Source organism: Streptomyces sp. NPDC111516, assembly GCF_055635345.1.
The window spans coordinates 12,237-37,733 of the sequence record NZ_JBVKBV010000026.1; the positions used below are offsets into that span (position 1 = coordinate 12,237).

General features: G+C 68.2%; 25 protein-coding genes and 5 pseudogenes. 15 read left to right on the forward strand and 15 right to left on the reverse strand.

What is annotated here, in order from left to right:
• Positions 1-584 precede the first annotated feature (584 nt).
• The 5 genes from ACZ7L9_RS32415 to ACZ7L9_RS32435 all read right to left on the reverse strand — a co-directional run bounded on the left by ACZ7L9_RS32415 (position 585) and on the right by ACZ7L9_RS32435 (position 4,746).
• Positions 585-1,700, reverse strand: coding sequence for an IS110 family RNA-guided transposase (locus ACZ7L9_RS32415; RefSeq protein WP_471421006.1), 1,116 nt, complete (start codon positions 1,698-1,700; stop codon positions 585-587).
• A 185-nt stretch (positions 1,701-1,885) separates the two neighbouring features.
• A complete protein-coding gene (locus tag ACZ7L9_RS32420) occupies positions 1,886-2,119 on the reverse strand; it encodes a hypothetical protein (protein ID WP_471420876.1) in 234 nt (77 codons plus the stop codon).
• A 55-nt stretch (positions 2,120-2,174) separates the two neighbouring features.
• Complete coding sequence (locus ACZ7L9_RS32425) at positions 2,175-2,777, reverse strand: DUF1684 domain-containing protein (protein ID WP_471420877.1); 603 nt, start codon at positions 2,775-2,777, stop codon at positions 2,175-2,177.
• 366 nt (positions 2,778-3,143) lie between these two features.
• Positions 3,144-4,010 (reverse strand): class I SAM-dependent methyltransferase, encoded by an 867-nt coding sequence (locus tag ACZ7L9_RS32430; RefSeq protein ID WP_471420878.1) that lies wholly within the window; start codon positions 4,008-4,010, stop codon positions 3,144-3,146.
• 130 nt (positions 4,011-4,140) lie between these two features.
• Positions 4,141-4,746: a helix-turn-helix domain-containing protein gene (locus tag ACZ7L9_RS32435; protein WP_471420880.1), complete on the reverse strand. Its 606-nt coding sequence runs from the start codon at positions 4,744-4,746 to the stop codon at positions 4,141-4,143.
• A gap of 90 nt (positions 4,747-4,836) precedes the next feature.
• Here ACZ7L9_RS32435 and ACZ7L9_RS32440 point away from each other — a divergent pair, with 90 nt between their 5' ends.
• From ACZ7L9_RS32440 to ACZ7L9_RS32455, 4 genes are all read left to right on the forward strand, one after another.
• The gene (locus ACZ7L9_RS32440) at positions 4,837-5,844 is read left to right on the forward strand and encodes an NAD(P)/FAD-dependent oxidoreductase (RefSeq protein WP_471420882.1); all 1,008 of its coding nucleotides are present in this window, start codon (positions 4,837-4,839) and stop codon (positions 5,842-5,844) included.
• A gap of 267 nt (positions 5,845-6,111) precedes the next feature.
• Positions 6,112-6,288: a hypothetical protein gene (locus ACZ7L9_RS32445; RefSeq protein WP_471420883.1), complete on the forward strand. Its 177-nt coding sequence runs from the start codon at positions 6,112-6,114 to the stop codon at positions 6,286-6,288.
• A 98-nt stretch (positions 6,289-6,386) separates the two neighbouring features.
• Complete coding sequence (locus ACZ7L9_RS32450) at positions 6,387-6,644, forward strand: hypothetical protein (RefSeq protein WP_471420885.1); 258 nt, start codon at positions 6,387-6,389, stop codon at positions 6,642-6,644.
• 8 nt (positions 6,645-6,652) lie between these two features.
• Positions 6,653-7,021: a PIN domain-containing protein gene (locus ACZ7L9_RS32455; RefSeq protein ID WP_471421007.1), complete on the forward strand. Its 369-nt coding sequence runs from the start codon at positions 6,653-6,655 to the stop codon at positions 7,019-7,021.
• A gap of 100 nt (positions 7,022-7,121) precedes the next feature.
• On the opposite strand, the gene ACZ7L9_RS32460 is transcribed toward ACZ7L9_RS32455, so the two are convergent.
• A complete protein-coding gene (locus ACZ7L9_RS32460) occupies positions 7,122-7,361 on the reverse strand; it encodes a hypothetical protein (RefSeq protein WP_471420887.1) in 240 nt (79 codons plus the stop codon).
• A gap of 71 nt (positions 7,362-7,432) precedes the next feature.
• On the opposite strand from ACZ7L9_RS32460, the pseudogene ACZ7L9_RS32465 reads away from it, so the two are divergent.
• A pseudogene (locus tag ACZ7L9_RS32465) lies at positions 7,433-7,531 on the forward strand (IS6 family transposase); the annotation flags it as partial.
• Between the two features lie 149 nt (positions 7,532-7,680).
• On the opposite strand, the gene ltrA reads toward ACZ7L9_RS32465, so the two are convergent.
• Complete coding sequence (ltrA, locus tag ACZ7L9_RS32470) at positions 7,681-9,444, reverse strand: group II intron reverse transcriptase/maturase (RefSeq protein WP_471421009.1); 1,764 nt, start codon at positions 9,442-9,444, stop codon at positions 7,681-7,683.
• Between the two features lie 680 nt (positions 9,445-10,124).
• Positions 10,125-10,409, reverse strand: a pseudogene (locus ACZ7L9_RS32475) (transposase); the annotation flags it as partial.
• A gap of 261 nt (positions 10,410-10,670) precedes the next feature.
• Between ACZ7L9_RS32475 and ACZ7L9_RS32480 the strand changes: the two are divergent.
• Together ACZ7L9_RS32480 and ACZ7L9_RS32485 are read left to right on the forward strand one after the other, a co-directional pair.
• Positions 10,671-11,558, forward strand: a pseudogene (locus tag ACZ7L9_RS32480) (ISAs1 family transposase); the annotation flags it as partial.
• Positions 11,559-11,789: 231 nt separating this feature from the next.
• Positions 11,790-12,326, forward strand: coding sequence for a GNAT family N-acetyltransferase (locus ACZ7L9_RS32485; RefSeq protein WP_471420889.1), 537 nt, complete (start codon positions 11,790-11,792; stop codon positions 12,324-12,326).
• Positions 12,327-12,396: 70 nt separating this feature from the next.
• Here the strand turns inward: ACZ7L9_RS32485 and ACZ7L9_RS32490 are convergent.
• A pseudogene (locus ACZ7L9_RS32490) lies at positions 12,397-12,578 on the reverse strand (transposase); the annotation flags it as partial.
• A gap of 521 nt (positions 12,579-13,099) precedes the next feature.
• Between ACZ7L9_RS32490 and ACZ7L9_RS32495 the strand changes: the two are divergent.
• Both ACZ7L9_RS32495 and ACZ7L9_RS32500 read left to right on the forward strand, forming a co-directional pair.
• Positions 13,100-13,717, forward strand: a complete 618-nt coding sequence (locus ACZ7L9_RS32495; protein ID WP_471420891.1) for a hypothetical protein — start codon at positions 13,100-13,102, stop codon at positions 13,715-13,717.
• A 202-nt stretch (positions 13,718-13,919) separates the two neighbouring features.
• Positions 13,920-14,528, forward strand: a complete 609-nt coding sequence (locus ACZ7L9_RS32500; RefSeq protein WP_471420893.1) for a DUF6551 family protein — start codon at positions 13,920-13,922, stop codon at positions 14,526-14,528.
• 885 nt (positions 14,529-15,413) lie between these two features.
• Here the strand turns inward: ACZ7L9_RS32500 and ACZ7L9_RS32505 are convergent.
• The 3 genes from ACZ7L9_RS32505 to ACZ7L9_RS32515 all read right to left on the reverse strand — a co-directional run bounded on the left by ACZ7L9_RS32505 (position 15,414) and on the right by ACZ7L9_RS32515 (position 17,664).
• Positions 15,414-15,689, reverse strand: coding sequence for a mycothiol transferase (locus tag ACZ7L9_RS32505; RefSeq protein ID WP_471421011.1), 276 nt, complete (start codon positions 15,687-15,689; stop codon positions 15,414-15,416).
• The gene (locus ACZ7L9_RS32510) at positions 15,587-16,108 is read right to left on the reverse strand and encodes a hypothetical protein (RefSeq protein WP_471421017.1); all 522 of its coding nucleotides are present in this window, start codon (positions 16,106-16,108) and stop codon (positions 15,587-15,589) included. The genes ACZ7L9_RS32505 and ACZ7L9_RS32510 overlap by 103 nt, the downstream gene beginning before the upstream one ends.
• 146 nt (positions 16,109-16,254) lie before the next feature.
• On the reverse strand, positions 16,255-17,664 hold the full coding sequence (locus tag ACZ7L9_RS32515) for a hypothetical protein (RefSeq protein WP_471420895.1): 1,410 nt from the start codon (positions 17,662-17,664) through the stop codon (positions 16,255-16,257).
• Positions 17,665-18,034: 370 nt separating this feature from the next.
• Here ACZ7L9_RS32515 and ACZ7L9_RS32520 point away from each other — a divergent pair, with 370 nt between their 5' ends.
• The 3 genes and pseudogenes from ACZ7L9_RS32520 to ACZ7L9_RS32530 all read left to right on the forward strand — a co-directional run.
• A complete protein-coding gene (locus ACZ7L9_RS32520) occupies positions 18,035-18,790 on the forward strand; it encodes a hypothetical protein (RefSeq protein ID WP_471420897.1) in 756 nt (251 codons plus the stop codon).
• A 50-nt stretch (positions 18,791-18,840) separates the two neighbouring features.
• Positions 18,841-19,605, forward strand: a complete 765-nt coding sequence (locus ACZ7L9_RS32525) for a class I SAM-dependent methyltransferase (RefSeq protein ID WP_471420899.1) — start codon at positions 18,841-18,843, stop codon at positions 19,603-19,605.
• Positions 19,606-19,725: 120 nt separating this feature from the next.
• Positions 19,726-19,926: pseudogene (locus ACZ7L9_RS32530) on the forward strand (helix-turn-helix domain-containing protein); the annotation flags it as partial.
• A 290-nt stretch (positions 19,927-20,216) separates the two neighbouring features.
• On the opposite strand, the gene ACZ7L9_RS32535 reads toward ACZ7L9_RS32530, so the two are convergent.
• Positions 20,217-20,759, reverse strand: coding sequence for a hypothetical protein (locus ACZ7L9_RS32535; RefSeq protein ID WP_471421019.1), 543 nt, complete (start codon positions 20,757-20,759; stop codon positions 20,217-20,219).
• Between the two features lie 349 nt (positions 20,760-21,108).
• Here ACZ7L9_RS32535 and ACZ7L9_RS32540 point away from each other — a divergent pair, with 349 nt between their 5' ends.
• The 3 genes from ACZ7L9_RS32540 to ACZ7L9_RS32550 all read left to right on the forward strand — a co-directional run bounded on the left by ACZ7L9_RS32540 (position 21,109) and on the right by ACZ7L9_RS32550 (position 23,337).
• On the forward strand, positions 21,109-21,387 hold the full coding sequence (locus ACZ7L9_RS32540; protein ID WP_471420901.1) for a hypothetical protein: 279 nt from the start codon (positions 21,109-21,111) through the stop codon (positions 21,385-21,387).
• A gap of 793 nt (positions 21,388-22,180) precedes the next feature.
• Entirely contained in the window at positions 22,181-22,570 is a 390-nt protein-coding gene (locus ACZ7L9_RS32545; protein ID WP_471421013.1) for a RidA family protein, read from the forward strand.
• A gap of 374 nt (positions 22,571-22,944) precedes the next feature.
• Complete coding sequence (locus ACZ7L9_RS32550; RefSeq protein ID WP_471420903.1) at positions 22,945-23,337, forward strand: hypothetical protein; 393 nt, start codon at positions 22,945-22,947, stop codon at positions 23,335-23,337.
• Positions 23,338-23,440: 103 nt separating this feature from the next.
• Here the strand turns inward: ACZ7L9_RS32550 and ACZ7L9_RS32555 are convergent, their stop codons facing one another.
• Entirely contained in the window at positions 23,441-23,899 is a 459-nt protein-coding gene (locus ACZ7L9_RS32555; RefSeq protein ID WP_471420906.1) for a protein kinase family protein, read from the reverse strand.
• 160 nt (positions 23,900-24,059) lie between these two features.
• On the reverse strand, positions 24,060-25,208 hold the full coding sequence (locus tag ACZ7L9_RS32560; protein ID WP_471420908.1) for a serine hydrolase domain-containing protein: 1,149 nt from the start codon (positions 25,206-25,208) through the stop codon (positions 24,060-24,062).
• Positions 25,209-25,497: the final 289 nt, after the last annotated feature.

A 25,497-nucleotide genomic window follows, 5' to 3' on the forward strand; every position in this document is an offset into this window, starting at 1 on the left:
GGCCGGCGAAGACAGCGGGATCAGATGCCCTCAGCCCGGACTGCGGTGTGGCGTGCCGCTCTGCGGACCCTGGTAATGCGGGACGTCGGCTCCCCCGACGGAGTGCCTGGGAGTACCCAGGGGCGTCGCTGAAGGGGATGCGGTGAGCCTGTCGTCTTCGCGCACTGCGTGGTGGAAGACGACCACAAGGTCGAGCAGGAGGGCCGTGGCAGCGATATCGCTGGCGGTGGTCTCGGTCCGGAGCCGGTCGGCGCCGCTGGTGAACTCGTCGCTTACGGTGGCGTCTGCCGGATCGTGAGCAGCGGGTTCGAGGTCGGTGGCTCGGACTGGCAGGCCCGCTCACCTAGTCGGCTGGTGCCACTGCGAGCTGGAGCCGGTCGGGCGAACCCTCGGCCGGGCCCCCGCTGTCGGAATTCACGCCCGCAGCCGCGCACGGCTGCCGGCCTGGCGGTCCGGACTACCGCGCGCCGGATCCCGGGTGCCCGCGGACTTGTCCGGCCGATCATGTTCGGAGCCAGATGGTGAGGGCTGCGGCGGTTGCGGTGCCGAGGTAGACGTAGCCGCGTTTGATGCCCCTATGGATGTCAAGCTGCCGCTCCGGCCGGGACTCTGCGGTCAGCCAGCCGTGCTTGTGTGGGAACGATGAGCCGGTAGATCTCGCGAGCGACGTACCGCTTGAGGCAGCGGATGATCTCTCGACGCGTCTTGCCTTCGGCCAGACGTCGTCGCAGGTAGTCCTGGGAACGGCCATCCCAGCGCAGGCGGCTGAGGACGATCCGGTAGAGGGCAGCATTGGCCTGGCGATCGCCCCCGCGGTTCAGTCTGCGGCGCTGGGTCTTGCCGGACGAAGCCTCGACCGGACTGGTGCCGCACAAAGCGGCGAACGAAGCCTCACTGGCGAGGCGTTGAGGGATATCGCCAGCCGAGATGAGCAGGGCCGCCGCGCTGTCCGGACCGACGCCACGCACGTCGAGGAGCCCTGGCGTGCTCGCTTCGACCGCCTCGGTCAGGCGCTTGTTAAGGTCGTCGATCTCCTCCGTCAGGTGCCGGATGCGGCGGGCCAGCAGTCTCAAGGTGTGGCGGGCGGCCCCTGCCGGCCCGGAGATCTCCGGATCGTCGAGCTCGGCGCACCGTTTGAACAAGTGCGGGTTGCTCAGCCCGGACAGGGACTCGCGCAGGGCGGCGTCAGCTGAGACCAGGACGCTCTTGAGCTGGTTGATGGCCTGGGTCCTGGACTTGATCGCGGACCCTTTCGCCAGCTTGAACAGCCGAAGCATCTCCACTGGGCCGTCGCTCGTCTTCGCTGCGGCAGTAGCGCGCCCGGACAGCACGGCACGGGCAGCTGCCTCGGCATCGATGGCGTCGGTCTTGCCGTGGCGCCGTCGGGCAGCCTTGTCGGGCTGGTTGACCTCGGTCACCTCGACGCCTTCGGCGTGCAGGTGCCGGGCCAGAGCAGCCCTGTAGGATCCCGTGCACTCGACTCCGGCCCGCCGGACCACGCCGAATGATCGGGCCCAGGCGACGAGCTGACGATAGCCCTCAGCGGTCGCCGGGAAGCTGCGTCCGTCCAGGGTGGCGCCGAGCGTGGTGATGACGGCCGCTGCGTGTACATCCTTGTGGGTGTCGACGCCCAGCAGGATGTCCTTCGGTGCGTCGGCCGGCATGTGACACGGAGCCGTGGGCTGCGTGATGCTGGGCAAGGTCGCCTGTCTCCTGATCGCCTCGGGAACCGGTGGCCGTCGCCGGGCCGGGGCGGTCAAGACTGTGACGGTGCCTGTCGCGAAGGCCCCTATCGGGACACGTCCCCTGCCCGGCGGCAGCAAGTACCGCTCCAGGCGGTGGCCGACAGATCAAACTCAAGGCACAGAGCCAGTCGTAGCGCGAGTCAGACCACCACTCGGAGCGGCACCTGAACATCCTCACAGTCGTAGCGCATCGATTCGATGGATTCGATCTGCCCCTCCGTTCCGGCGATGTTCTCCTCGATGGACTGCTCGCCCTTGCCGTCGTTGTGCCAGACGGTGGTGGTCTCGGCGCATAGGGCGCGGGCGGCCTTCCAGTCGCGGTCTTCCAGTGCGCGGAGGTAGGTGACGGCCTTGTCCTTGAGGTCCTGGCTCATGCGGGTTTCTCCTTCGATACGAGTGAGTTGATGGGTCCCGGCAGGGGGGCACGTTTCAGGTCTGGTCGGTAGCGGTGTGGATCAGGGCGCGCTCGCCGACCTCGATGCGCATCGGCAGGTGATTGCCGGGCGGCGAGAGCGGACAGACGAACACATCTGGGTTGAGGTGGTGGTGCGAGAGCGTGGCCTTGTTGAAGTCGACCGTCACGGTGCTGCCGGGCTCCAGCAGCGGCAGCACCAACCAGCGGCCGATCGTTGGCGTCGACTCGCCGTTGGTCTCGTCGGTGAAGATGACCAGGCGCTGGCCGGGGAAGTCCTGGAGGACGGCCAGGACGTAATCGGTGCCGTCGATGGTCACGGCCAGGTCGACGGGGGCCAGGATGGCCTCGGTGCTGCGCGGGCTGGTCAGCCGCGGCACCTCGATACGACGCCCTTCGGGGGCTGCCCGGTACTGGCCTTCGAAGACCCAGGCGGGGTGGTAGGCGAAGGTGTCGATGCCGGTGAGGCCGGTGCGCTCGAGGCGACCTTGGTCCATGACGACCAGGCCGTAGGAGCCGTCCTTGCCGCTGGCGAAGCCGACCTGGTTGTCAGGGAATTCCAGGGAGCTGCCGGAGGGGACGGGGCTCGTTCCGTCGACCAGGCTGCCGGCGACCTGCACGCCGTTACGGTCAGGTCTCCTGATTCGGTGGTGCGCCATTCGCCGGGGATGCCCGCAAGCGTGTGCGGGCCCGGGTCTGTGATCTTGGCATTGGCGGCGACCTTGGCCTTGCCGTTCGCTCCGGCGATCTCTTCCCACCGGCCCTGGCGCCAGGCTTCGTAGTCGGCGGGGATCTGCGGTGTAGTCATGAATGCTCCCTTTCCTCTCCGCCGCGCTGTGGGGTCGCGGCGACAGTCCTGCGCAAGGCGATACGCGGGCATGATTGCTCAGCACAACGCAGCGCATGACGCTGCGCAGGTGGTGGTTGCGTATGAGGCAAGCAATTCGGTGCTGGGACTGCCTGGCAGGCAACCCGGGCGGCCGGGGTTATGTGCGGCGGGCGGCCCAGACGGTGCGCTCGGTGCGTACGGCGAGATCCTCGCGGCGCAGCAGGCTGTTCGCGCTGCCGGTGTCCAGGAGTTCGTCGAGGGCGGCGAGGTCCTCGGGACTGAGAGCGGGGGCGGCGACGCCTCGGATGCGCTGCAGGCTGCTGTAGGCGTAGCGGCCGATCGCGTCGCTGCGCGCACCTTCGATGTTGACGGTGATGGTGCGCTCGTCCTCGACGGTGAAACCGGCGGCTGTCAGCATCGGGCCCCAGTCGGCGCCGCGGTGCGGAACGTGCTCGGCGTGGAAGCTGTCGGTCGCGGCATGGGCGCGCTCTTCGAGGCCGGGCCGGCTCTCGGGAGCGTCGGTGGGCAGGAAGCGGGGGAAGCCTGCGAGCTCGACGACGGCGAATAGGCCCCCAGGGGCGAGCAGTTCGCGGACGCGCGCCAGGGCGCGCTCGGGGTCGGCCATGTGGTGCATCGAGGCCGAGGCCCACACCAAATCCGGCCTGCCGAGGTCGGGCCAGTGGTCGCTGTCGAGGTCGGCTTGCACGGTACGTACGCGCTCCTCGATGCCGCGGGCGCATGCCTTCTCGCGCAGGAGCTGAAGGTGCTCGACCGAGGTGTCGACGGCGGTGACGTGCGCGTCGGGGAAACGCTCGAGGAGCGCGAAGGTTCCCGCGCCGGTGCCGCAGCCCAGGTCCACGATCCGGCGCGGCTCACTCTTCAGCGGCAGCCAGGCGGTGATCGACGCTATGTGCTCGGCGAGCACCTCGGCATCCAGATCGAGGATCTCCGCCTGGCCGGCATCACCGTGCTGGTGGTGACCACTCTTGCCGTGGTTGGGGGTGTGCTGGTGCGTTGGGCTCATGGCATCACCGTAAGCCGGCCATGCGCCTGCCGCACGACTTCTTGCGGGTTACGCAAGAGAGTGGCTTGACGTGCTGCCCGCCACGCAAGGTCGCCCACCACGCCGGGGGTCTCCGGCTGACCGTAGCCCGCTATTCGCAGGGGCCCTGAGTGCCGTCGCAGTCGGCTTCGGTGCCGGCGTCCTTTTGGTGGCCGCGGCGGGCGTCGCGGTCGAAGATGCCCATGATCTCGCACGGCCCTCCTTCGGCGCCGATGGCGTGCGGCATCATGGTGGGGAACTCTGCGGCCTGGTTGGTCTCGATGCGAAAGCGCCGGTGACCGAGCATCAGGATGGCGGTGCCGGACAGCACGACGAGCCATTCGCGGCCGGGGTGGGCGCGCATGCGGGCGGGATTGTCGGGCGGCGGGTCGGTCATCCGCTGGCGCATCACGCTCATGCCGGGGTCGCCCTTTATGGGCCAGCGCATCAGGCCGTGGGTGCCGTCGATCATCGGGCTGATCACGACGTCGTCGGCGGCGTTCTCCACAAGCTGGTCCAGTGTGGTGTCCAGGGCGCGGGCAAGGGTGACCAGCTGATCCAGGGCGAGGCGGCGCTGACCGTTCTCGATGCGGCTCAGTGAGGACTGGCTGAGGTTGGCCCGGGTGGCCAACTCCTCCAGCGACCAGCCCTGCGCGACGCGCAGAGCACGGATCCGTTTGCGTACGAGGCTGTCCAGCTGTCCATCTTCTTGCGTCATAGGCAACATGGTATGCCCTTGATGCAATGCGGGCTTAACGTCGAATACAGATGGTCCAGCACGGGGCCACGTACGACGAAAGGGCGCGACATGTCTGCGCAGACTTCCCGCCACGAGAGCGACGCACTGCCCGCCGAGACCGTGGATGTCGTGGTGATCGGCGGCGGCGCCGCGGGGCTGAACGGCGCGCTGATGCTGGCCCGCTCCCGCCGCTCGGTCGTCGTGATCGACAGCGGCACCCCGCGCAACGCCCCCGCCGACGCCATGCACGGCTTCATCGTCCTGGACGGCACCCCGCCCACCGAGATCCTCAAGCGCGGACGCCAGCAGGTACGCGAATACGGCGGCCGGATCGTGTTCGGGGAAGTGGCCGCGGCTGATCCCACCGTCCCCGCGGTGGACGGCGACCTCCGGTTCACCGTCACCCTGGCCGACGGCCGTACGCTGACGGCACGCCGGGTACTGGTGGCCACCGGCCTGCGCGACGTGCTGCCCGAGGTGCCCGGCCTGGCCGAGCACTGGGGCCACAGCGTGGTGCACTGCCCCTACTGCCACGGCTATGAGGTGCGCGACGAGCCCATCGGCATCCTCGCCACCGGGCCCGCCTCCGTCCACCACGCCTGGCTGTTCCGCCAGCTGACGGATGACCTCATCTACTTCACGAACGGCACCGAGCTGGACGCGGACACCCGCGCCCGCTTCGCCGCCCGCAACGTCCGCATCATCGAGACCGACGTCAAGGAAGTCGTCAGCGAAGGCCCTGGAGCCCTCGCAGGCGTCCGCCTGACCGACGGCAGCGTCGTGGAGCGGCGGATTCTGGCTGTGGCCACGCAGATGCAGGCCCGCACTGAGGGCTTGGAGGGTCTGAAGCTGCCGATGGAGGACCTGCCCGACAACATGGGCCGCCGCTTCGCCTCCGCGATGGCCGGCACCACCGAGATCCCGGGCGTGTGGGTGGCCGGCAACGCCACCGACCTCACCGCCCAGGTCGGCGCCTCCGCCGCGGCCGGAGCCTTGGCCGGCGCCCACATCAACGCCCTGCTGGCCACCGCGGACACTGACGCCGCGCTCGCCGTCGCCCAGAAGACCACCGGCTGACACGCAAGCCCCGCTGCTGAAGAACTGCGCGGACCTCGATCCAGCGGTCCGCGCGGTGAGCAAGTCCCCATCGCACCAACCTGGCGGGGGTGGCGTTCGTAGCGGTGGCTGAGTCGGCGGTAGCCGGTCAGCCATGACATGGTGCGCTCGACTCTCGCCAGAGCACCAGCGCGCGAGCGGAAGAGTCCCTCCCGGTCACGGGAAACACGCCACCAGGTCAAGCCCCGGCAGGGGCTGCCTCGCCATGCCCGCACCAAGGAGCACTCCGTGAGCGCCACCCCACACACGACTCCCCCGCGCATACAGGGCGCACGAATGTGGCGCTGGGCCCGCACCTGGCACCGCGCTGCATCAGGACACCTGCTCCGCGGCATCTGCTACCGCACCGGCACCGCGCTGGTCGGCGCCGTCAGCCTCTGGCTCCAGAGCAGACTGCTGCCCTGAGAAAGCTGCGTGGCACTGCCCGACCGCCCCTGTCGACGCAGAAAACCTAGGGTACGGGTACGTACCCGTACCCTAGGTGGATGGGAAGGAGTACGACGATGTCCGATGCCAATATCCGTATCCCCGAGGAAGCCAAGGACCGGCTGGCCGCGATCGCGGCTGCCGAGGGCCTGTCGCTGCGCGCCTACCTGGCGCGCCTGGCCGAGACCATGCTCACCCCGGCCGAGCGTGCCGAGCGTGCCGAGAAGGCCATGGCCGCACTGAAGGAGTGGAACGGCTACGCCCCCACCCGGGCCGAGCAGGACGACCTGGACAGTGAGCTGGACCGGCGCCTGGCCCAGGTGACGGCCCGGTGAGCGACGCCATGCACATCGTCCTGGACGACACCGCGATGGCCGCGGCCGGCCAGGGCAACGTCCTTGCTTCCCGCCTGATCCACCGAGCCCATGCCGAACCGGGCTGGTTCCTCTACGCCCCGGCCTGCGCCCTCGTCGAAGCCGACCGCGCACGGCCCGGCACGGCCGAGCACCTGGCTTCTCTTCCCGGCATCACCGTTCTGGACCTGGATCTGCCTGCCGCCCTTGCGATCGCGTGTCAAGAGACGTGGGCCGCGGCGCACAGCCAGTACGCGACGCAGCCCACACCTGACCGCCCGGACGGGGCGATCATCGCCACCACGGCCCCGAAGCGGTGGGAAGGAGAGCCAGTCCGCGTCCTGGACCTCAACGCCTGAGCAGCGGTCACCGGCGGCCGCCGATCTCGTTCCGGACGGGGTTGGCGGCCTCATTCCGTTGCTGTGCACGTGCGGCTCCCAGGAACGCTGATCCTGACCCTCAGGACTGCTGCTGACCGGCGGGTGTGACCTGGTCGGCGGGCTGATCAAGCTGTTGCTGGCGGCGCCGCTGTTCATTGGGCAGGCTCTCGACGCGCTGGGTGAAGCGGGCGAGGGCACGGTCTTCCTGATCACTGCCGTACTCGAGGTATTCGCCCACCCCGAGTACGAGAGCGTTCGCTTCTTCCTCGATGGAGTCTGCTGTCTGTTGGAGGAAGTAGCTGCGCTCGCGGTACGGCATTGTCAGGTTGGGCGGAGGGCTCTTCGGCGCCGTGAGAGGATCACGGTTCCCTTCGTCGGAGGGCCCTGCTCATGGACGCCATCACCCCGTCGTACAAGGGCTACCGCTTCCCGGCCGAGGTGATCGCCCACACGGTCCGGCTCTACCATCGGTTCCCCCTCTCGTACCGTGGTTGATGGGGCTCTTTGAATCTCCCCACTTGCTGCTTAGTCGGGTAGCCGGGTCACGTCTCCGTGACCCGGCCCCCTCAGAACCGGACGTGCCAGTCATCCCGGCATCCGGCTCAAGCAAGCCCCATGGGCTTCGCAGGTCGGCAGGATTATGTGGTCCGTTCGCCGTCGCCCGCGTGGTGCTGACGGTGGCATTCGGAGTGCACGAGGCGAAGGTTGTTCCGTTCGTCCCCGCCGCCGTTTCGCTGGTAGGTGAAGTGATGCTTGTGGAGCATCTTCTTCGAGGCCGCGAACCAGTTGATCCACTCGCGTGGGCTGTCCGGTTCATACTCGGCCCCGGCGATCAGCGCCTGCTTGCAGAGGGGGCAGAGCCCCTGCTGTCGGACCGCCAGGAGAAGACTTGTCTTGTCCATCGGCGGTGGCGCTTTCCTGCGGCGGCGGTTGGTCCAGTACTCGGTTAGCGCGGGGTCGTCCATGGACGCTCCGCCTTTGACGAGCTGGTGGCGAACGATGCCAGTCCAGGCGAACTTGGGCAGGAAGGCACCGCTGTTGAGGTTGCCGAACACCCACCGGTCCCGTCTGGATGGATGGAACCTGCCGAAGTATCGGTCTGCGACCCAGTACCTCGACTTCTTGGGATGGCTTCGCCTGGCCCAGTTCCAGGTCAGACGCCACATGTAGCGGTCCAGCGACGCAAATGTCGTCGTGGAGGCCACCCCCCGGTAGTAGGCCGCCCAACCGCGAACGATTGGGATAAGCCTGCGCAGGACAGCTTCGGCGTTGGCCCCGTTTAGGGCCTTCACCTCGGTCCGTAGCCGCGCCCGGAGCCTCTTGCATGCCTCAGCGCTGGGTCTGATGATCAGTTTGCCGCCGGTCCGGCGGACGGTGAATCCGAGGAAGTCGAACCCCTCTTCGAGGTGGACGACCTTGGTCTTCTCTTCGTTGAAGCGAAGACCTCTTGGCTCCAACCAGTCCTCCAGCCGGGCCCTGACCCCATGCACTTGGGCTTCGTCGTGACAGAGCACCACGAAGTCGTCGGCATATCTCACCAGCACTGGGGTGCCCGGGGATGCGCCGGGCTCGCGCCCGGCCTGCGCAACCCTGTAATGGCACCCTGCGGCTTGTTCCAATCCGTGTAGAGCCACGTTCATCAGCAGTGGGCTGATCACACCTCCTTGGGGAGTTCCCTCCTCGGTTGGTGAGAATCGACCGCGGTCGACCACACCTGCCTTCAGCCACCCTCGGATCAGATCCCTGGCGGGGAACTGCCCGATGGCGGAGATTAGGTAGTTGTGGTCGATGCGGTCGAACGCCGCTGACAGATCCGCATCCAGCACCCAGTGACGTTTCGAGGACTTGCCCTTCGCCGTCGAGAAGATGGCCATGATTGCGTCCTGGCAGCTGCGGCCGGGCCGAAAGCCGTACGACTTCGGCTCGAACCGCGCTTCCCACTCGGGTTCCAGCGCGTTCTTCACGCGGGCCTGGAGTACCCGGTCACGGATGACCGGAATGCCGAGCGGTCGCTGTTTCCCATTGCTCTTGGGGATGAACACTCGCTTGACCGGTCTGACCTTCCAGGGCTTCGACGATCGATGAATCTCGGCCGCCAGAGTGCCTCTCGCCTTCGGCGTGAGGGCCCGTTCCCCGTCGATGCCAGCGGTCATGCGACCACTGCTCTGCTGCGTCACCCGCTTCACGCCGACCAGCGTGTTACTGCGGCTTCTCAGCATGAGCTTCTGCAAGTTGCGGACCTTCTTGAGGTCCCCATCCTGCGTCGCCTTGAAGATCCTCTGCCTCAGCCGCCGTACGTTCTCCTCGCAAGTGGCCCAGTCGATGCCGTGCCAGTCGAGCAAGACGCCCTCGGGTCCGTTCACCGCAGGCGAAGACGTCACGACAGGCGCCGTGACCTCCATGTTCACCTCCGGTGTCTAACTTGTCCCTTGGTTCCGGCTTCCTTGCAGTGGTGACTTCAAAGGCTCACCTGATCCACGTGGGCTCCCTTTCGGGCCGGGCCACCAGGGTCCGTATCCGGCGAGTTATGCGAGAGACGAGTGAAGGGCCCGTCTCCCGTTTTCCTCTGGCCTTTCGGCCGGCCGACCTTCGCTTCTTGGATCATCCTTCTCCCGCCGGGGAGTTGAGCTTTCCTTGCGGTCGGCCTACCAGGCAGTGCCTGGACCTCGACGGGGTTTCCGCGTTCCGCACCAGTAAGTCACGGCTGGGGTGGGCGCCCCCTTTATCCCGAGACCAGCGGTGTCCTCCCCCCGGGATTCAGCTTCCTGAGGGTCGCTTGGTGCCTCGCAGCACCGGGTCCTGTAACCGCCGCTTGCGTGCCATCGCGCGGTCTGAAATTCACGGGATGTCATATCAGGGGTTCACTCGCGTTCGCCCGTCCAGCCTTCCCCTCGCCTGTGGCTCCTCGATGGCCGAGGTGCCCTTGGGCTTGAACGCTCAGCTTCACACCCCGCCGTTGCCAGCGACGCATGTGAGCGCGGGGACGGGCCTTGGACACTGGCCCGAGGTTCAGCCGATCGATACCTCCTTCATGTGGCTGTCCTTACTTACTTGGAGCGACCTCGTGTCGCACCTGATCATTTCAGAATGAGGTTCGGAGGCGTCTCAAACAGATGATGTTGCAGGCGAGTTGGAGAAGGTCGAGGTGGAAGTCGGCGCGTATCTCGTAGCGAATCCGAAGGCGTTTGAACTGGTGCAGCCAGGCGAAGGTCCGCTCTACGACCCAGCGGGTCTTGCCCAGGCCGGAGCCGTGCGGGGTGCCGCGACGGGCGATCTTCGGTGTGATCCCACGAGCTCGGACGAGGCGGCGGTACTTGTCGAAGTCGTAGCCGCGGTCGGCGAAAAGCCGCCGGGGCCGGTGGCAGGGCTCCGGCGAAGTCGAGTGGCGTCCGGTTCGTGACGATGTGCCAGCTAGTGGAGCCCTGGGAACGTGACAGGCACGGGCTTCCAAGATCATGGAGTTCTCGACGCCCCGTGATCCGAGTGGAAGACCGTGCCTGCCGACGCATCATCGCCGATCCCGCCTGCCCTTGGCCAACTCCGTGAGCATCCCGACGTAGGACCCGGGGAAGTCCCCGACCTGCTCGAGCGGCTTGCCGAGGTGCCCGACCCCCGCGATCCGCGCGGAGTGCGTCACGACCTTGTTGGCGTGCTTGCCCTGGCCGCCTGCGCGGTGCTGGCCGGGGCGACCTCGCTGCTGGCGATCGGCGAGTGGATCGCCGACGCTCCGCCGAACGTCTTGGAGCACGTCGGCGTGCGGCCCGATCCGCTGTTCCCGAAACGACTCCTGCCTGCGGAGACAACGGTCCGGCGGCTGCTGGCCCGGATCGACGGCGATGCCCTGGACCGGGCGGTCGGCCGCTGGCTCGCGGACCGACGCAGCCCCACCGGGGACCGGCTGCGCGGCCTGGCGGTCGACGGGAAGAGCCTGCGCGGCGCCGCCAGGGCAGGAGGCCGCAAGATCCACCTGCTCGCAGCCCTCGACCACACCAACGGCCTGGCCCTCGCCCAGCTTGACGTCGGCGAGAAGACCAACGAGATCACCTGCTTTCAACCGCTGCTGGAGACCGTGGCCGGCCTGGCCGGAGCCGTGGTTACCAGCGACGCCATGCACACCCAACGCGAGCACGCCGAGTACCTTCTCGGCCGGGACGCCCACTACATCGTGATCGTCAAGGGCAATCAGAAGAAGCTGCGCAGACAGCTCAAGTCCCTTCCCTGGAAGGACATCCCGCTGCAGGACCGCACCAAGAACATCGGTCACGGCCGCTCGGAGATCCGCCGGATCAAGGTCGCCACCGTGAACAACCTCCTCTTCCCCTGAGCCCGCCAGGCCGTCCAGATCAAGCGCCGGCGCACCGACCGCAAGACCGGCAAAACCACCGTCAAGACGATCTACGCCGTCACCAGCCTGACCGCCGAGCAGGCCACCCCGGCCCAGCTCGCCCGACTCGTCCGCGACCACTGGACGATCGAGGCCCTGCACCACGTCCGCGACACCACCTTCGCCGAAGACGCATCGCAGTTGCGGACCGGCAACGCGCCCCGCTCGATGGCCACCTGGCGCAACCTCGCGGTCGGCGCCCTGAAGCTGGCTGGCGCCACCAGCATCGCTGCTGCCCTGCGGCACAACGCCCGCAACCCAGAGCGTGTGCTGGCCCTCCTCGGGCTCAGATGGCCGCCATCCGTATAGATCAAGGCGGGTAATGCGGTTGACCGGCTGTTGCCCTGCGTATAGCAAGGCTCCGTGATATACGGTAAAAAGATCGGGCTGCGTGCCCGGCACGAGAGTGACGTCCCGGTTCTCCAGGCCGAACTGTACGACGATGTGGCCACACGCTCACGCGCCGACTCCCGCCCCTGGCGGCCCATCCCCCCAGACTCGGGGCAGTCGCCCTATGCGGTGGCTGAACCGTCGGACGAGGCAGCTTGCTTCTCCGTCGTGGAGCTGGAGCAGCGGGAGCTGGCCGGCGAGGCCCTGCTCTGGGGCATCGACACGCACAACAGGACGGCTCACCTCGGGATCTCCCTCCGCCCCGCATTCCGCGGCCGCGGGCTCAGCGTCGATGTCCTGCACACGCTGTGCGAGTACGGATTCGCCGTGCGCGGGCTGCAACGCCTACAGATTGAGACTCTCACGGACAACACCCCGGTGATCATTGCGGCGACCAGAGCGGGGTTCACGCGTGAGGGAACACTGCGGCGCTCCGCCTGGGTGTACGGCACCTATGCGGATGAGGCCATTCTTGGCCTCATCGTGAACGACTGGACGCCTCGGACATAAACACGAGCAACCCAAGGCCACAGTAGGGCAGATGTGGACAGACGGTGCAAGTTCAAACTTTGACGAAGCCCTGGGGCCGGTGGCGGGGCCGGCCTCGCAGCCACGGATGTGCGGTATGGCGTCCAGCAGTGGCATGAGCTGGGTGACGTCGTGGCGGTTCCCGCCGGTCAGAGCGACAGCGAGCGGGGTTCCGTGCCGGTCGACGATTAGGTGGTGCTTGCCGGGACGGGCCCGGTCGACCGGCGAAGGTCCGGTGTGAGCCCCCCTAATCCGACCTGTAGGCGGTTCGAACTCGTTCGTGCAAGGGCTGGAACCGCTCCACGTCGGTGACGGATGTCTTGAGTCCCCCTGGCCCCCGAGGCCTCCTCAAAGAGCGGCACCGTCAACGGCGAATTTCGCGGGGTGACGCGGACCCTGGGCTGATGCCTCCGTTTCCCCTGGCCGTTGAGGCCTCTGTCAAGAGCGGCACGGCCCGGGGTCTCCGTGACCACCGCGAAACTTGCGAGCCGCTGCCGAGCGTTGATCGTCACGGCGCGAGCCCACCCCAGGGTCGACCTCTTGATACACCCGCGAGCCTTCGAGCTCTGCAGAAAGATCGAGCCCCTGGGGTGCGCTGGTGTCGCGAACGGCTCCTGAGATGGCGGACCAACGAGTCCTGGGATTAAGGCGTTTCTTCTGGATCACCCTGCTGCCCAGATGAGGATGACGGCGACGTGGAAGGCGGCGAGGTATTTGGTGACGGCCCTGTCGTAGGCGGTGGATACCCTGCGGGAATGAGCAACGCAATATGGGATGCCCTGGCAGTGACCCCCCTCCCGGAAGTACGGCGCCGCGCGGCCATCATGGACGAACTCGCCGAGGTCGAAACGGTGACGGTGACCGGCGCACGCCGTCTGGCCTGGAACGACGGCGGCGGCCAGTCCGCAGTCTGGTACTTCGCGGAGGACGGCCGCGTGCTGCTGCTGACGTTCGACCACGAGTCGGACCTGAATCTGTACGCCGAGGAGGATTTCGCCCTCCAGGAGTCCTTCTACGACGGCGTCCCTGAATCCCTCGTCGCCCTCGTCCGCGACCGTCCCGAGAACTACGAGTCGCTGAACCTCACAGACTCCGCGACAGGCCGGGCGATTCACTACGCAGGCGGTGTCTTCTGGTACGACGGCACGCGCTGGCACGTGTCCGACGGCCTGGCGGAGTACTGCCGCCGCGAGGACGCGGACCTCTTCGGCGAGTCCGGCTTCGACTACTGCCTGGACGCCTACCGCTTCGGCCAGGACTTCACCCCGGAGACCATCGTGGCGATCCGCGACGAGGACGGTTCATACGAGGACGAGAAGGAGAAGGAAGCGGACCTGCCCGGCATCTGCGAAATCTTCACCCGGCACGGCTAGTACTCCAGCCGGACTTACCGTCCCGGCACAGGCCGGAGCGACGAAGACCGTCCGGAAGTTCTACCGGGAGATCCGCGTCGCGGACCTGCATGTCGATCAGACCCTCGACTCTGTCCGCCTGTTTGGCACTAACACCGCCGAGGACGCCGGCCCGGCCACGCAACGGAAGAAGGACGCCGCGTGGACGGCGCGGCTCACGAAGATGTGGGATCCCTTCGCGCTACTCCCGGCGATCGTCTCCCTCCGGGAAGACGGCCGGTACTACCTTCTCGACGGCCAGCACTCCACGGAGGTGGCGGTCGAGAAGGAGAGTCCGGACTTCCTCCGGGACTGCATGGTCTATGAGGGGCTTTCCGACGAGCAGGAGGCGAAGTTGTTCCTCGCGGCGAACCGTGGCCGCAAGGCAGTGAAGCCGTTCGACATCTTCCGCGTCTCGATCACCGCTGGCGACCCCCGCAACACCCGGATCCTCACCGAGGTCGAGAGCTGCGGTCTCGGCATCTCGGGCAGCACCTCGGCGAACAAGATCGGCGCGGTGCAGGCGCTCACCGCCCTCGCGGTGATGGACGAGAAGCACGCCGCCCGGGACGAGAGCGGGAGCCTGATCTACCCCCTCGTCCTCCCCGAGGAGCGCTCCCCGCTGATCCCGAAGGTGCTACGGGTCGTCGAGGACGCATGGGGCCGCAACCCAGCGACGTGGGAGGGGATCATGTTGCGCGCCGTCGCGATGGTCCTCGACCGCAACCCCGGCGCCCAACTCGACCGCCTCAGCGGGAAGCTTGCCGGCCACGGCAAGCGCAAGCGGCCGTAAGCGATGAGCTGGAAGAACATCCCCAGCAGGCTGCGCCGGAAGGAGGAAGAGTAGGGGATGCCGTCTCTTTTGCGTGCGGCGCGGAAAGCGTCGACGGCCAAGGTGGCATCGGCGAACGTCAGGGCGGCGGGATCGTCGCCGGCGTCGGCGCGCTGGGCGAGTGCCGTGGAGGCGATGGTCGTTGCGTGGAAGGTGCGCTTGAAGTCTTCCGTGGTGGGTCGGGCGGTGGTCACCCAATGACGCGGCGCCTGGCGCAGCCAGGGCTGGCGGCGGCGCGAGCGGCGCGAGCGACCGGACGTACCACCGCCATACGGACATCCGCTCGCGGGCGCGCTGCCGCGCGAGGGCCGCGCGCGCTTGTACAGCGAGGACCCAGAGCCCGAGAGCGAAGAGCGCCCAGGGCAGCAGGGGCACGAAAAAGTCCGAGACGTCGGCCGCGCTGACGTGAGCCCGCGCCAAGGTCGCTGCCACAGCGAGGACCACAATGGGAACCCCCAACTGGCCGCGTCGACCGCGTGGTTGGTCGACGCCTCGCGCATTGCCGGGGGGCCGGCCTCGCCGCGTCACCCCTGACCGCCGCGTACGGCTCCCCTTCGGCCCCGTCGAGCACCCGCCGCGCCCCGGCCACCATCAGCCGCCTCTCGGGCAAGAAGTAGCGGTGATGACCAGGCGCATCACCCGCCGGGCCGGTCAGCCGGCATCCCGCGAAGCCCAACGGGGCTGGTCTTGGTGGCGGTCACCGTGGTGACCGCCACCAAGACCAGCCCCCAATACCGACCCGAACCGACTCTCCCACGGGGCCGACCACCCCGTCAGCGGTGTTCTCGGATCTCTGCCCGTCGCCTCCTGTTGGCTGCTTCGGCAGAGCCGGCGAGGGCACTTGATCTACGAGCGCGCGGCTGCCTCTTTGGCCGCCTGCTCCAGTCGGTCGCGGTATCGCTCCCGCCAGACCGAGTCTCCGGTCGCCATGTTGCCGCTCCCGGGCAGCTGCCCGGTCGCCCCGTCGGCGAGTTCACGAACGGTATCGGCACGGCCAGCATGCCGCTGTGTCTCGGCGATCATATGGACAAGAATCCGGTGAGGTGGCAGCTCACCCATGGCACCCGGCCGACAGCGTCGAGGGGAAGCGATGTTCTTGTGGCCGACGATGACTTGGGCGATGTGCGGGGCAGGCCGCTCATGATGGCGTCGGTGACGAAGATGCTTCGGAAGTCGTGGGGTTGGTAGCGGAGCGGCTGGCCGGTGTTGTCGGTCAGTCCGGCTGCGTCCATGGTCTCGTCCAGTGCCTTGCGAATGGTGGTCACCGACACGGGCCGGTCCTGGGCGCCGTGGTGCCACTGGAAGAGCAGGGGCGTCGGCGGGTTCCAGACACGCTCTCCGTGGTCGTAGGCGACGACGAAGGGGACCTTCCCGTCGGTGACGCGAACGCGTTGGCTGATCGTGCTGAGCACATCGGCGAGCTCGGGGCTGACCAGCAGGAGACGTTCCTCGTCGGTCTTCGACGGTGTGATCTGCAGCAGCGGGACGTGCTGCCGCGGTACGCCATGAAGAGCACCGGGGACTCCCCGACCAAACGTCACTTGGCCGGGGAGTCCCAGTCGGCCGGGTTCGGAAGGCCGCGCTCGGCGGCCAACACGGCTCCGAGCGGTCGGGTCAAGCCCGCGATGGGAGAGGGACGTTCCTGGCACCGACCGGCGTCCTCGACAGCCGCCGGGGTGGAGGTTGGCTAGCTGCGTTCGTGCCCGCCGTGGTGACAGTGCCCGTTGCGCTTGATGACGGTGGGGTCGGTGGCGGTGTGGGTTGCGGTGTCGCCGCCTCCGGTGACGGTGGCCTTGTTGGTGACCTTGCGATGCGAGTCGCAGTCACAGGAGATCTTGACCTTGAGGGTGATGGTCGGGTAGCTGCTGCCTGCCGCCAGGACATTGCTGCGAGTGCAGGTGAGGGTGCTTCGGGTGCAGTTCCATCCGGCGCCGGTGATGCTGCGGGCGGTGAGTCCTTTCGGCAGCCTGTCGTGCACGGTGACCGTGCTGCCGTCGGTGACGCCCGGCCCGCTGTTGCCGACCGTGATGGTGTAGGTCCCCTGCTTGCCCTGGACGAACTTCCCGGTGTGGGTCTTGGTGATGGTCAAGGAGGGGGTGACCACCGTGTAGGCGATGATCACCTGACCGTTCTTGTTCGCCGTCCCGATCGCCGAGGCCGTGTAGCTCGTCCCGGTGCCCGTCGCGGTGGCGAAGCTGCTTCCTCCGCCGCCACCGCCACCACCCGCACGGCCCAAGCCGCTGGGGCCGGGGGTGGCGGCGCCGCCTCCGCCGCCGGCGTAGTACCCGCCGCCTCCGCCTCCGCCGGCCCCGGCGGCCACGCAGTTGCCGCCGGTGTTGTTGCCGCCGGTGCCGCCGGTGCCGACCGTGGTGCCGGTGAAGCTGCTTCCCGGGTTACCTGCGGCGGGCGTACAGCCTCCGGTGGGGGTGGCCGGCGTACCGCCGGTGCCGACGGCCATGGTGGTGGTGTTGCCGCCTTGCCCGCCGGATCCCGGCGAACCACCGCTGTCGAACGCTCCGGCGGTGCCGGCGGTGGCGTCCGGTGTGCCGCCGTTGCCCCCGTTGCCCCCCGCGGTCGTGCCGGCGAACGGGGCGCCGCCGGCGGCACCGCCGCCGCCGGCGACGACGAGGAGGCTGGTGCCGGTGCTGACGCTGGACGCCCCGCCTCCTCCGGAACCTCTGCGGAACTGGCCCGTGGGGTTGCTCGAGGTGCCGCCGGGGGCGCCGCCGTTGTAGCCGCCGGTGCCGCTCGCGTTGCAGCCGGCGGTGCCGGTGCCGCCGACATTGACGGTGTAGGTCGTCGGGGCGGTGGTCACCGGCAGCGTGGTGACGACGCGTGCCCCCGTCCCCCCGGACCCGGTGAAGCCGCAGGGGGTGCTGGTGTTGTCGTTGTCGGCGCCGCCGGCGCCGTCCGCGGTGATGGTGACGACCGCGTTCGCGGGGACGGCGAAGGTCTGCGGGGCCCCGGTGAAGCTGAAGGTGGACGATGGGTCGCCTCCTCGTACCGTCGCTGGGGTGGTGGCCGGCCCGGCGACGGCCGGTGCGGCGGTCGCGGGCGTCAGTGCGGTGCCGGCCAGTGCCGCGCACAGTCCCGCCACGACTCCTGCCCGCCGCCACTGCTCACGAGTACCGATGCCGGCGCGGGTTCGGCTTCGCTCTGCCTCCGCTCCGGTGAGGGGGTGTTGTGGAGCGTGATGACTGGTCACTGATGTCTCCCGACGTGCTGGCTTGGGGTGAGGCGGCCTTCCGCCAGAGGGGCAGGTCACCTCAACCATTAATCACTTATTGTGATTACTAATGTACGAAAAGTGACGGAAGGGGAGTTCGGGTCTCGTGACGTGTCATTCGGGTCTGGCGTTCAAGCTGCGCTCTGGCTCCACCGAACGGTTGACACCAGGTCGGGGCAGCCCCGGTGGCCCCGAAAACCAGGAGCCCCGGCCGCCTCCGCCCCTCCCTACGCTTCCCGCCATGGACAGCACCTGGACCGAGCGCCTCGTCAACGCCATGGGCGTGGAGCGGGCCACCGACTGGTTCGAGGCGGCCCGCCGCGCCGAACAACGCGTGCAGGACGTGGAGCAGTCACGGACCTACCAGTTCGGCTTCGCCGCCTACCTGGCAGACGCGCTGGACTTCTACGGTCAGATGCCGACACTCATGGTGGCATTGCAGGTGAGTGGTGAGAGCACCTGTCGCTCGGCGACGAGAGCAACCGATCGTCCAGCCGAGGGATGTCGCTGGGATTTGAGAGCACTCGGGTGCTACCGAAGGCCCAGCCCGGGGACCGCCGGTGTGAAACGACGGCGTGTCAGTTCGGTAGGGGGCCGAGGCCCTGGCTGCGTGATCAACAGTGGCGGAAGGCGCCCCCTCGCCGAGACCTTCTTCCGTCTTCTGGAGTTGATCGTGACGTTCTCACTGCCGGGGCCTGCCGGCCGGCCAGGCTCAGTGCGCAGGCATCGTGCCGGTTCGGCCAGGTGTCGGCGCCGGGCGTTGGCCGTGGCGGCCGGCGTGTTCTGCACCGCCGCCGTCGCCCCGATGGCGCTGTCCGCACCCGCCCACGCGCAGGGCACCTGCACGACCACAGGCCCCACCGTCACCTGTACATTCGCCTTCACCGGCGCCGAGCAGACCTTCACCGTGCCCAGCGGGGTGTCCTCGGTGCAGGTGTCCGCCATCGGCGCGGCTGGTGCCCCCAACGACGGTCGCCGCGCCCGCTTGGCGCCGTAACCCGAAAAAGCAGTGGCCGCGCGGGCTCGGGGCCACATACGTTCGCCTCCATGGTTGACGCAGCTTTCGGGCATCCGCGCCTCGCCGCCATCTACGACCCACTCGATCCGGACCGCAGCGATCTCGACGCGTATCTCGCGATGGCGGAGGATTTCGGGGCGCGGTCCGTGCTGGACATCGGGTGCGGTACGGGCGTGTTCGCGCTGCTGCTCGCCGAGCGCGGGATTACGGTCACCGGGATCGATCCCGCGCGGGCGTCCCTCGACGTCGCGCGTGGCAAGCCGGGCGCGGAGCGGGTGCGCTGGCTCGACGGCGACGCGGGGGACCTGCCACCCATGCAGATCGACCTGGTGACGATGACCGGGAACGTCGCCCAGGCGATCGCCGATCCGCAGGCGTGGCGTACGACGCTGCGCGGCGCGTACGAGGCGCTGCGGTCCGGTGGGCGGCTTGTCTTCGAGACACGCGATCCGGCGCAGCGCGTGTGGGAGGAGTGGGCGGAGTGGACGCGCGAGACCACGTACCGCATGACGGACATCCCGGGCGTCGGCCACGTCGAGACCTGGGCCGAGCTGACAGACGTGAGCCTGCCGCTGGTGAGCTTCCGGGGTACGCACGTGTTCGCTGCGGACGGGGACGTACTGACCTCGGAATCGACACTTCGCTTCCGCGAACGTACGGAGATCGAGCGGGACTTGCACGAGCACGGTTTCGTCGTCGAGGACGTACGCGACGCACCCGACCGGCCGGGCAGGGAGTTCGTGTTCGTGGCGCGGCGCGGTACCGCGGAGACCGTCCCTCCCGGAATGCCCTAGGTGTTCTGTCCGGGGAGGTTGTGGACAGGTGAGCGAGATCTCGGCTGAGGGTTCTTGAACGGGTGAGGACCTTCCGGGTTCGGTGTGGATTGCGACGTCTACACCGACCGAAAGGCCCTCGTGCCCCACCGTAATGCACCCCTGACCGAGACCGGCCGCCTGCGTCTGGCCCGCTGCGTGGTCGAGGACGGCTGGACCCTGCGCCGGGCCGCCGAACGCTTCCAGGTCTCGCCGACCACGGCCCAACGCTGGGCGGACCGTTACCGCCTCCTCGGCGAGGCCGGCATGACCGACCGCCCGACCACACCATCGACGTCACCACCGGCCAGCCGTAGCAACGGACTCCTGGAGCGCGGTCATCAGGCCGCTCTGAACTGGTGCACCGGCCGCGGTGAGATCTGCTCGGGCAGAACCTCCTCCAGCACCTGGTCGGCCACCACCTCCGCCCGCGCGGCGAGGTGCCGTAGCTGTCGCTGTGCGCCGCCAGCGATTACGGGACGACCCTCAGGACCCGCCCTGATAACAGAAACAATCATTCCGAAGTCGATTCCGGAAACCCTCGACCGATCGCGCTCCCCTTCAGCAAAGGAGATTCCACCGAGGATGCAGGATCACGCAGATACGTACCTAAAATTTTCCCCTTCCCCGAGCGTGTCCAGCCCCATACTCCAAAGCGACTTATCCGATTCTTCGCGCCGCGTAAATTCCTGGAAATTGGACAGTGCTGGGTCAGGAATCAATTCAGCGACCTGATCAAGGATCTGACCCAAGCTACTCTCGATCAATACGGCACTGTGGTTCACAGCCGCGAGAACGATTAGGTTCTCGCGGGAATCTTCGAGATTCCCGTCCGCCATCCCCATCGCCACAAGCGCGCGGCCGAGCGGCGCCTGCGATCGGGTACGGACTCCGACGGCAGCCATGCGTTCACCGTATGCGCTGAGCACCCCGGCTGCGCGTGTGGTTACAGTGCCCAGGATCTCCCGTCTCGATGATGGCGCCGCCTGCATGTACCTGGCCACTACCGACTCGACGATCTCGTCGAGTTCGTGTGGCAGCCTGACCCTCAGGTAGCCATTGAATTGCTTTCCCTGAAGTACTGACGGTTTCGTCACTTTTGTTCTCTTCTGGAGGTCATCCGGCTGGCGGGACAAGGTGAGATCCTCTCCAACAGTATCCGGCTCGAAGGAGCTTCTGGATTTCTCGTGCGAAGGCGATCTGCTGCGGCTCAGGTCCTGGTAACCGGGGTCAGTGAGGGGGGAACCGGAAGGATGTTTTGTCCACCGTGCGCCACTGCCCGTCCTCGCCCGGGTCGTAGCCGGGGGCAGATGGAACAGCGTCTTCGGCTCGGACAGCAGGGCCACCGTTGCGGGCGCGCCCCAGCTACAACCACCACGCTCCGGACGCCCGCACCACCCTCAGCCCGAGACCATCCCCGCAGGTGACAGCCGGAACAAACGTCCCTCGCACCCACCCACCTCCAGACAAAGGGCCTGCGCTCGCATGATGGGAAAGCAGGGCTTCGCAGATCGCCCGGCCGTTCCGGCCGGGCGGTTGGAAGGCTCCCCCGCCCGGATTGAGTTCGACGGCGCGTCGCTGCCCTCCAACAGCTGCACACCACCGCGTACCGCGAGCGCCGCGATCAGTACCACCAGGAGCGCACCGATTACGAAGGCCAGCCATCCCGAGCGCGTGTTGTTGATGGTCAGTGGGCCGAGCTGCGATCTGGCTCCGCGACACTTTGCCGCCGGCCACAACCACGCTGCCGACGTTCTGCTGTGAGGATGTCCGCAGAAGGACCGAGAGTCGCCCGGCGAACCGTGCGTCGTTGCCGATCTCTTCTGCGATGGCGTCCTCCACGCTGCCGACAGCCTGTTCGTCACCCGGCGCCGCATCCAGTTCCGCCAGCGCGGCCCGCCCGGCTTCCGAGTTGCTGAGTCTGCTTCGAACAAAGTCCGCTGCCGCGGTGTTCGCCGCCCCGGAGGCCGCTGCCGTCAGAGCCTGCGCCGCCATCGCCGTCAGGTCAGACATTTCCATAACCGATCCCCCTGTAATCCCCGTCCCACGGCCGTGGTCATCCCCGCGACACGGCCGGAGCTGTCGATCCGGCGAAACGCCGTTCACCCACGCCGGCATACGGGTGTCCGATGCGAGTGCACGTGCGGGGCCACCGATGAACGCGGCTTCGGAGCCCTTCCCGCCACTACGGCCGGCACTCGCTGGTCAGCGCAGGCTGCCCCCTGGCCCTGCAGATCCCCGCACGGTGATCTGTGGAAACGTCATCACTCTCCATCAATTCCCCCCGTAGCGCAGCTGCGTTGGACGGTTACTGAGATTCGTCGCGTGATGTCGCGCGCCCCCATCCCTGAGGTGCGGCGATGCCCGAGTCAAAGGCGGCTTCACTCGAAGATCACCTCTTACCGGGCCTTCCGCCGATGCACGGAGCTGAGACGCGGTGCACGTCGGGCCCCACGGCCCAACGTGCTTCGAGATGGGCAGAGTTGGTGCCATATACCGTTGCCCCGTCAACTGCCGTTCGAGGAGGTCACCTGTGTCAGATGAGTCAGAAGAGACCATGCTCACCCACATTCCGCCAGACGGGGTCGCCCCAGGGAACGGCTACAGCCATGTGGTTGTGGGCGAAGGTCGACTGGTCGTCATCTCGGGGCAGGTCGCGCTGGACGAACAGGGAAATGTGGTCGGGAAAGGCGACGCAGCCGCCCAGGCCCGTCAGGTCTTCGAGAACCTGCGGCGCTGCCTGACGGCAGGCGGCGCAACGTTCGCCGAGGTCGCCAAGTTCACCTTCTACGTCACCGACGTCGCCATACTGCCGGAGGTACGGGCCGTCCGCGACGCCCACATCGACACCGCCCGTCCGCCGGCCAGTACCGCAGTACAGGTGGCCGCCCTGTACCGGCCGGAGCTCATGCTCGAGGTGGAAGCCCTTGCCGTAATCCCCTGGTGACCCGGCAAACCTGTGGCCGGGTGGTTGGACGGGTTACTGATGATCTTCGAGTGAAGCCGCCGAGGACTCCGGCATCACCGCAGCTCAGCTGAGCGGGCTCCCGCTTGCACGGGATGGTGATCCGGGCCTCCACCAGGACGATGCCGGTCGCCGGGTCGCGGTGCACGGGGACGTACAGGCCCCAGTCGGCGTCACCGGCTGTGAGCCAGTCTCCGGCCCCGCGGGCCCGGGGTGGTGAGCGGCTGGCGATCGGCAAGCGGGCCGCCCCGGAGTCGGACGATCACAGCGGTACCTCCATCCGGCGGGACCCTCCCGCCTCACCCCTTGGTGGGGTTCGGCACCTTCCTTTCGGGCTGTTCCCAGAGGAGAAGTGCGTGTTCCACAGCAAGAAGACCCGGTCCCTTGCCCTCGGCGCCGCCGGTCTGGCCGCCGTCGCGGCGACCGCAGGTGTGGCGGTGGCCGTGGCCGACAACGTCAAGGCGCCCTACGCGCAAGCCGGCGCAGTCGTCAACAGCTGCGGCGACGCGCGCAACGCCAAGGGCATCGCGGAGGTCCGCCATCAGGGCACCGGAGAGCACTGCGTCGTCTTCTCGGACCCGCAGCTCGACGTATCCAGGACCCTGACAAGCGTCTCCTCGCTCTCCCGGGCCCGGATCGTCAACTACACCTGGGCGGGCGGCTGCGCCGGCAAGCGCTCCGCAACGGTGTCGGTGACCAACGAGAACGGCGAGGCGGCCAACGCCTGGTTCTCCATCGTCGTCCACTGACACTCGCCGGAAGGTAGGCGGCGGGGTCGGGACAGCGCTTCCACCCCCGCCGCGCACCTGTCCTCGCAGGCGGGGGCGCCGTCGGGGGTCAGGGCGCGCAGGGTCACCATGCGGCGGTCAGCTCCTTCGCGGTGGGTCGGTCGGCGGGTTCGGGTGCGAGGCACGCGGTGACGGCGCCCTCGAACTCGGGGAACGGCCACGGCCGGACGTCGCGCAGCGCCGTGGTGGTGCACTTGGCGATGACGGCCGGCTTCTCCAGCCGGTCGGTGGTGTCGTCGTAAGGGACGGGGCGGTGGCCGGTCCGGCACCAGAACAGGGAGGCGCTCAGACTCCGGATGTCGGCGGCCGGCTGCGCCTGGATGTGGGTGGCCGCGGGGGTGTCGAGAATGGCGGCGGCGATCTCGGGAGCGGTGGTGTGGGTGAGCGCGCCACGGTACGGCAGGCGCGGCGGGCCGTCGGGGCCGCAGGCGAGGGCGTAGTCGATGACCGCCGCGCAGCCGTCGCCCGTGACGAGGGTGTTGGTGGGCTGGACGTCGGCGTGGGCCCGGCCGGCGGCGTGCATCCGGGCGAGGTGCTCCGCCCAGGTGTGCCGCCGCTCGCGCCCGGCTGAGGCTTGGCTGATCGCACACGGAGGGGGTACCTCGATGGGGCGGTTCAAGCCCAAGAAGCAGCGGCGTGACCGGCAGCCGGCCGCCTACGTGGTCGTCCTGCCCCGCTGACGGCTACCGCTTCGCCGGGGCCGTGCCGCAGAACTCCGCCTCGATCAGCTTCTGGGTGTCACCGGTCCAGTCGGCGTTGAAGTTCGCGGCGAGGGAGTGTTCCCCGTCCCGGGTGACCTGGGCCTCGGAACTAGACCCGTGGATGCCGCCGCCGTGCCCCCAGACCTCCTTGCCGCAGCTCAGCTTCTGCCGCATGAGGCCGAGCCCGTAGCCGACGCCGGGCAGTTCGGGAGAGATCTGGACGGTGTCGGTCATCTCCTTCATCTCGGCCGCCGGAAGCAGCCGACCCTTGAGCAGCGCACGGTAGAAGGTCTGCAGGTCGTTCGTATCGGAGACCATCTCGCCGGCGGCGCCGGCGATGCTCGGATTGAGCTCGGTGACGTCGTACGTGGGCCCGCCGGTCTCGCGGGAGAGCTTGGAGTAGGCGCGGGAGTTCGGTTCGGGCATACGGGAGTCGGTGCCGGGCACGGAAGTGGCGCGCAGCTTGAGCGTCTTGACGATCCGGTTCTCGATCGCCTTGCCGTAAGGACGTCCGGTCACCTTCTCGACGACCATCCCGGACAGCACGAAGTTGGTGTTGGAGTAGTTCCAGTCCGTCCCAGGGGCGAAGTCGGGCTCGTGCGCCATCGCGACGGCGACGAGCTGCTTCGGGGCCCAGGTGTCGTAACGGTGCTGCAGGAAGCCGGGCCCGAAGACCTTCTCCTGGAAGGCCGGGTCCTCGGTGTAGCTGTAGATGCCGCTGGTGTGGTTGAGCAGCTGGCGGACGGTGATCTTCCGCCCGTCGTGCCCGTGCCCGCGCACCACACCGGGCAGCCACTTCTCGACCGGGTCGTCGAGGTCGAGCCGGCCCTCGGCCTGGAGCTGGAGCAGGACGGTGGCGGTGAAGGTCTTGGTGATGGATCCGACCCGGAAACGATCGCCCCCCTTCCGCTCCCCCGCGGTGCCGACCCAACGGGCCTTTCCGTCACGGGCCTGTGCGACGGCCCCGGGCACGCCCTCGGCGACGGCCGCGTCCAGGGCCTGCTGGGTGGCGGCGTGGGACGGCTTGGCCGGCGGCGCGGCGGCGACGGCGGGCGCGGCGAGCGCGGTGGCGGTGATCCCGGCGACGAGTCCGGCGGCGAGGAGGGTACGGAAGGTACGTGCGGCTGACATGCGGGCTCCCATGATCGTGAACTGCGGTCACGGGAAGGGACCGCGGGAGGCGAGCGGCGGGTTGAGCCCGGTCGTGACGGTTGAGCCGTTTTCAGCCGTTCGCCGGATCGGTCAGGTGCGAGCGACCCAACGCGGGTCGGTCGCACCAGAGTTGCAGTCCGATGCCGACCAGCTCGGCACCCAGATCATGCCGAGGACGTCGAGTTCGGCAGTGAAGTCGGCATTTTGGATCGGGCGGCCCGCAATGGCGGCCCGCGAGCGCCTCAACACCGCATCCTGGAACGCCTCC

Bases quoted from the DNA above. Each gene is read 5' to 3' on its own strand.
- ACZ7L9_RS32420 (WP_471420876.1), bottom strand. From the start codon at position 2,119: ATGAGCCAGGACCTCAAGGACAAGGCCGTCACCTACCTCCGCGCACTG.
- ACZ7L9_RS32430 (WP_471420878.1), bottom strand. From the start codon at position 4,010: ATGAGCCCAACGCACCAGCACACCCCCAACCACGGCAAGAGTGGTCAC.
- ACZ7L9_RS32435 (WP_471420880.1), bottom strand. From the start codon at position 4,746: ATGACGCAAGAAGATGGACAGCTGGACAGCCTCGTACGCAAACGGATC.
- ACZ7L9_RS32440 (WP_471420882.1), top strand. From the start codon at position 4,837: ATGTCTGCGCAGACTTCCCGCCACGAGAGCGACGCACTGCCCGCCGAG.
- ACZ7L9_RS32450 (WP_471420885.1), top strand. From the start codon at position 6,387: ATGTCCGATGCCAATATCCGTATCCCCGAGGAAGCCAAGGACCGGCTG.
- ACZ7L9_RS32455 (WP_471421007.1), top strand. From the start codon at position 6,653: ATGCACATCGTCCTGGACGACACCGCGATGGCCGCGGCCGGCCAGGGC.
- ACZ7L9_RS32460 (WP_471420887.1), bottom strand. From the start codon at position 7,361: ATGCCGTACCGCGAGCGCAGCTACTTCCTCCAACAGACAGCAGACTCC.
- ltrA (WP_471421009.1), bottom strand. From the start codon at position 9,444: ATGGAGGTCACGGCGCCTGTCGTGACGTCTTCGCCTGCGGTGAACGGA.
- ACZ7L9_RS32495 (WP_471420891.1), top strand. From the start codon at position 13,100: ATGAGCAACGCAATATGGGATGCCCTGGCAGTGACCCCCCTCCCGGAA.
- ACZ7L9_RS32500 (WP_471420893.1), top strand. From the start codon at position 13,920: ATGTGGGATCCCTTCGCGCTACTCCCGGCGATCGTCTCCCTCCGGGAA.
- ACZ7L9_RS32520 (WP_471420897.1), top strand. From the start codon at position 18,035: ATGGACAGCACCTGGACCGAGCGCCTCGTCAACGCCATGGGCGTGGAG.
- ACZ7L9_RS32525 (WP_471420899.1), top strand. From the start codon at position 18,841: ATGGTTGACGCAGCTTTCGGGCATCCGCGCCTCGCCGCCATCTACGAC.
- ACZ7L9_RS32540 (WP_471420901.1), top strand. From the start codon at position 21,109: ATGATGGGAAAGCAGGGCTTCGCAGATCGCCCGGCCGTTCCGGCCGGG.
- ACZ7L9_RS32545 (WP_471421013.1), top strand. From the start codon at position 22,181: ATGCTCACCCACATTCCGCCAGACGGGGTCGCCCCAGGGAACGGCTAC.
- ACZ7L9_RS32555 (WP_471420906.1), bottom strand. From the start codon at position 23,899: ATGCACGCCGCCGGCCGGGCCCACGCCGACGTCCAGCCCACCAACACC.
- ACZ7L9_RS32560 (WP_471420908.1), bottom strand. From the start codon at position 25,208: ATGTCAGCCGCACGTACCTTCCGTACCCTCCTCGCCGCCGGACTCGTC.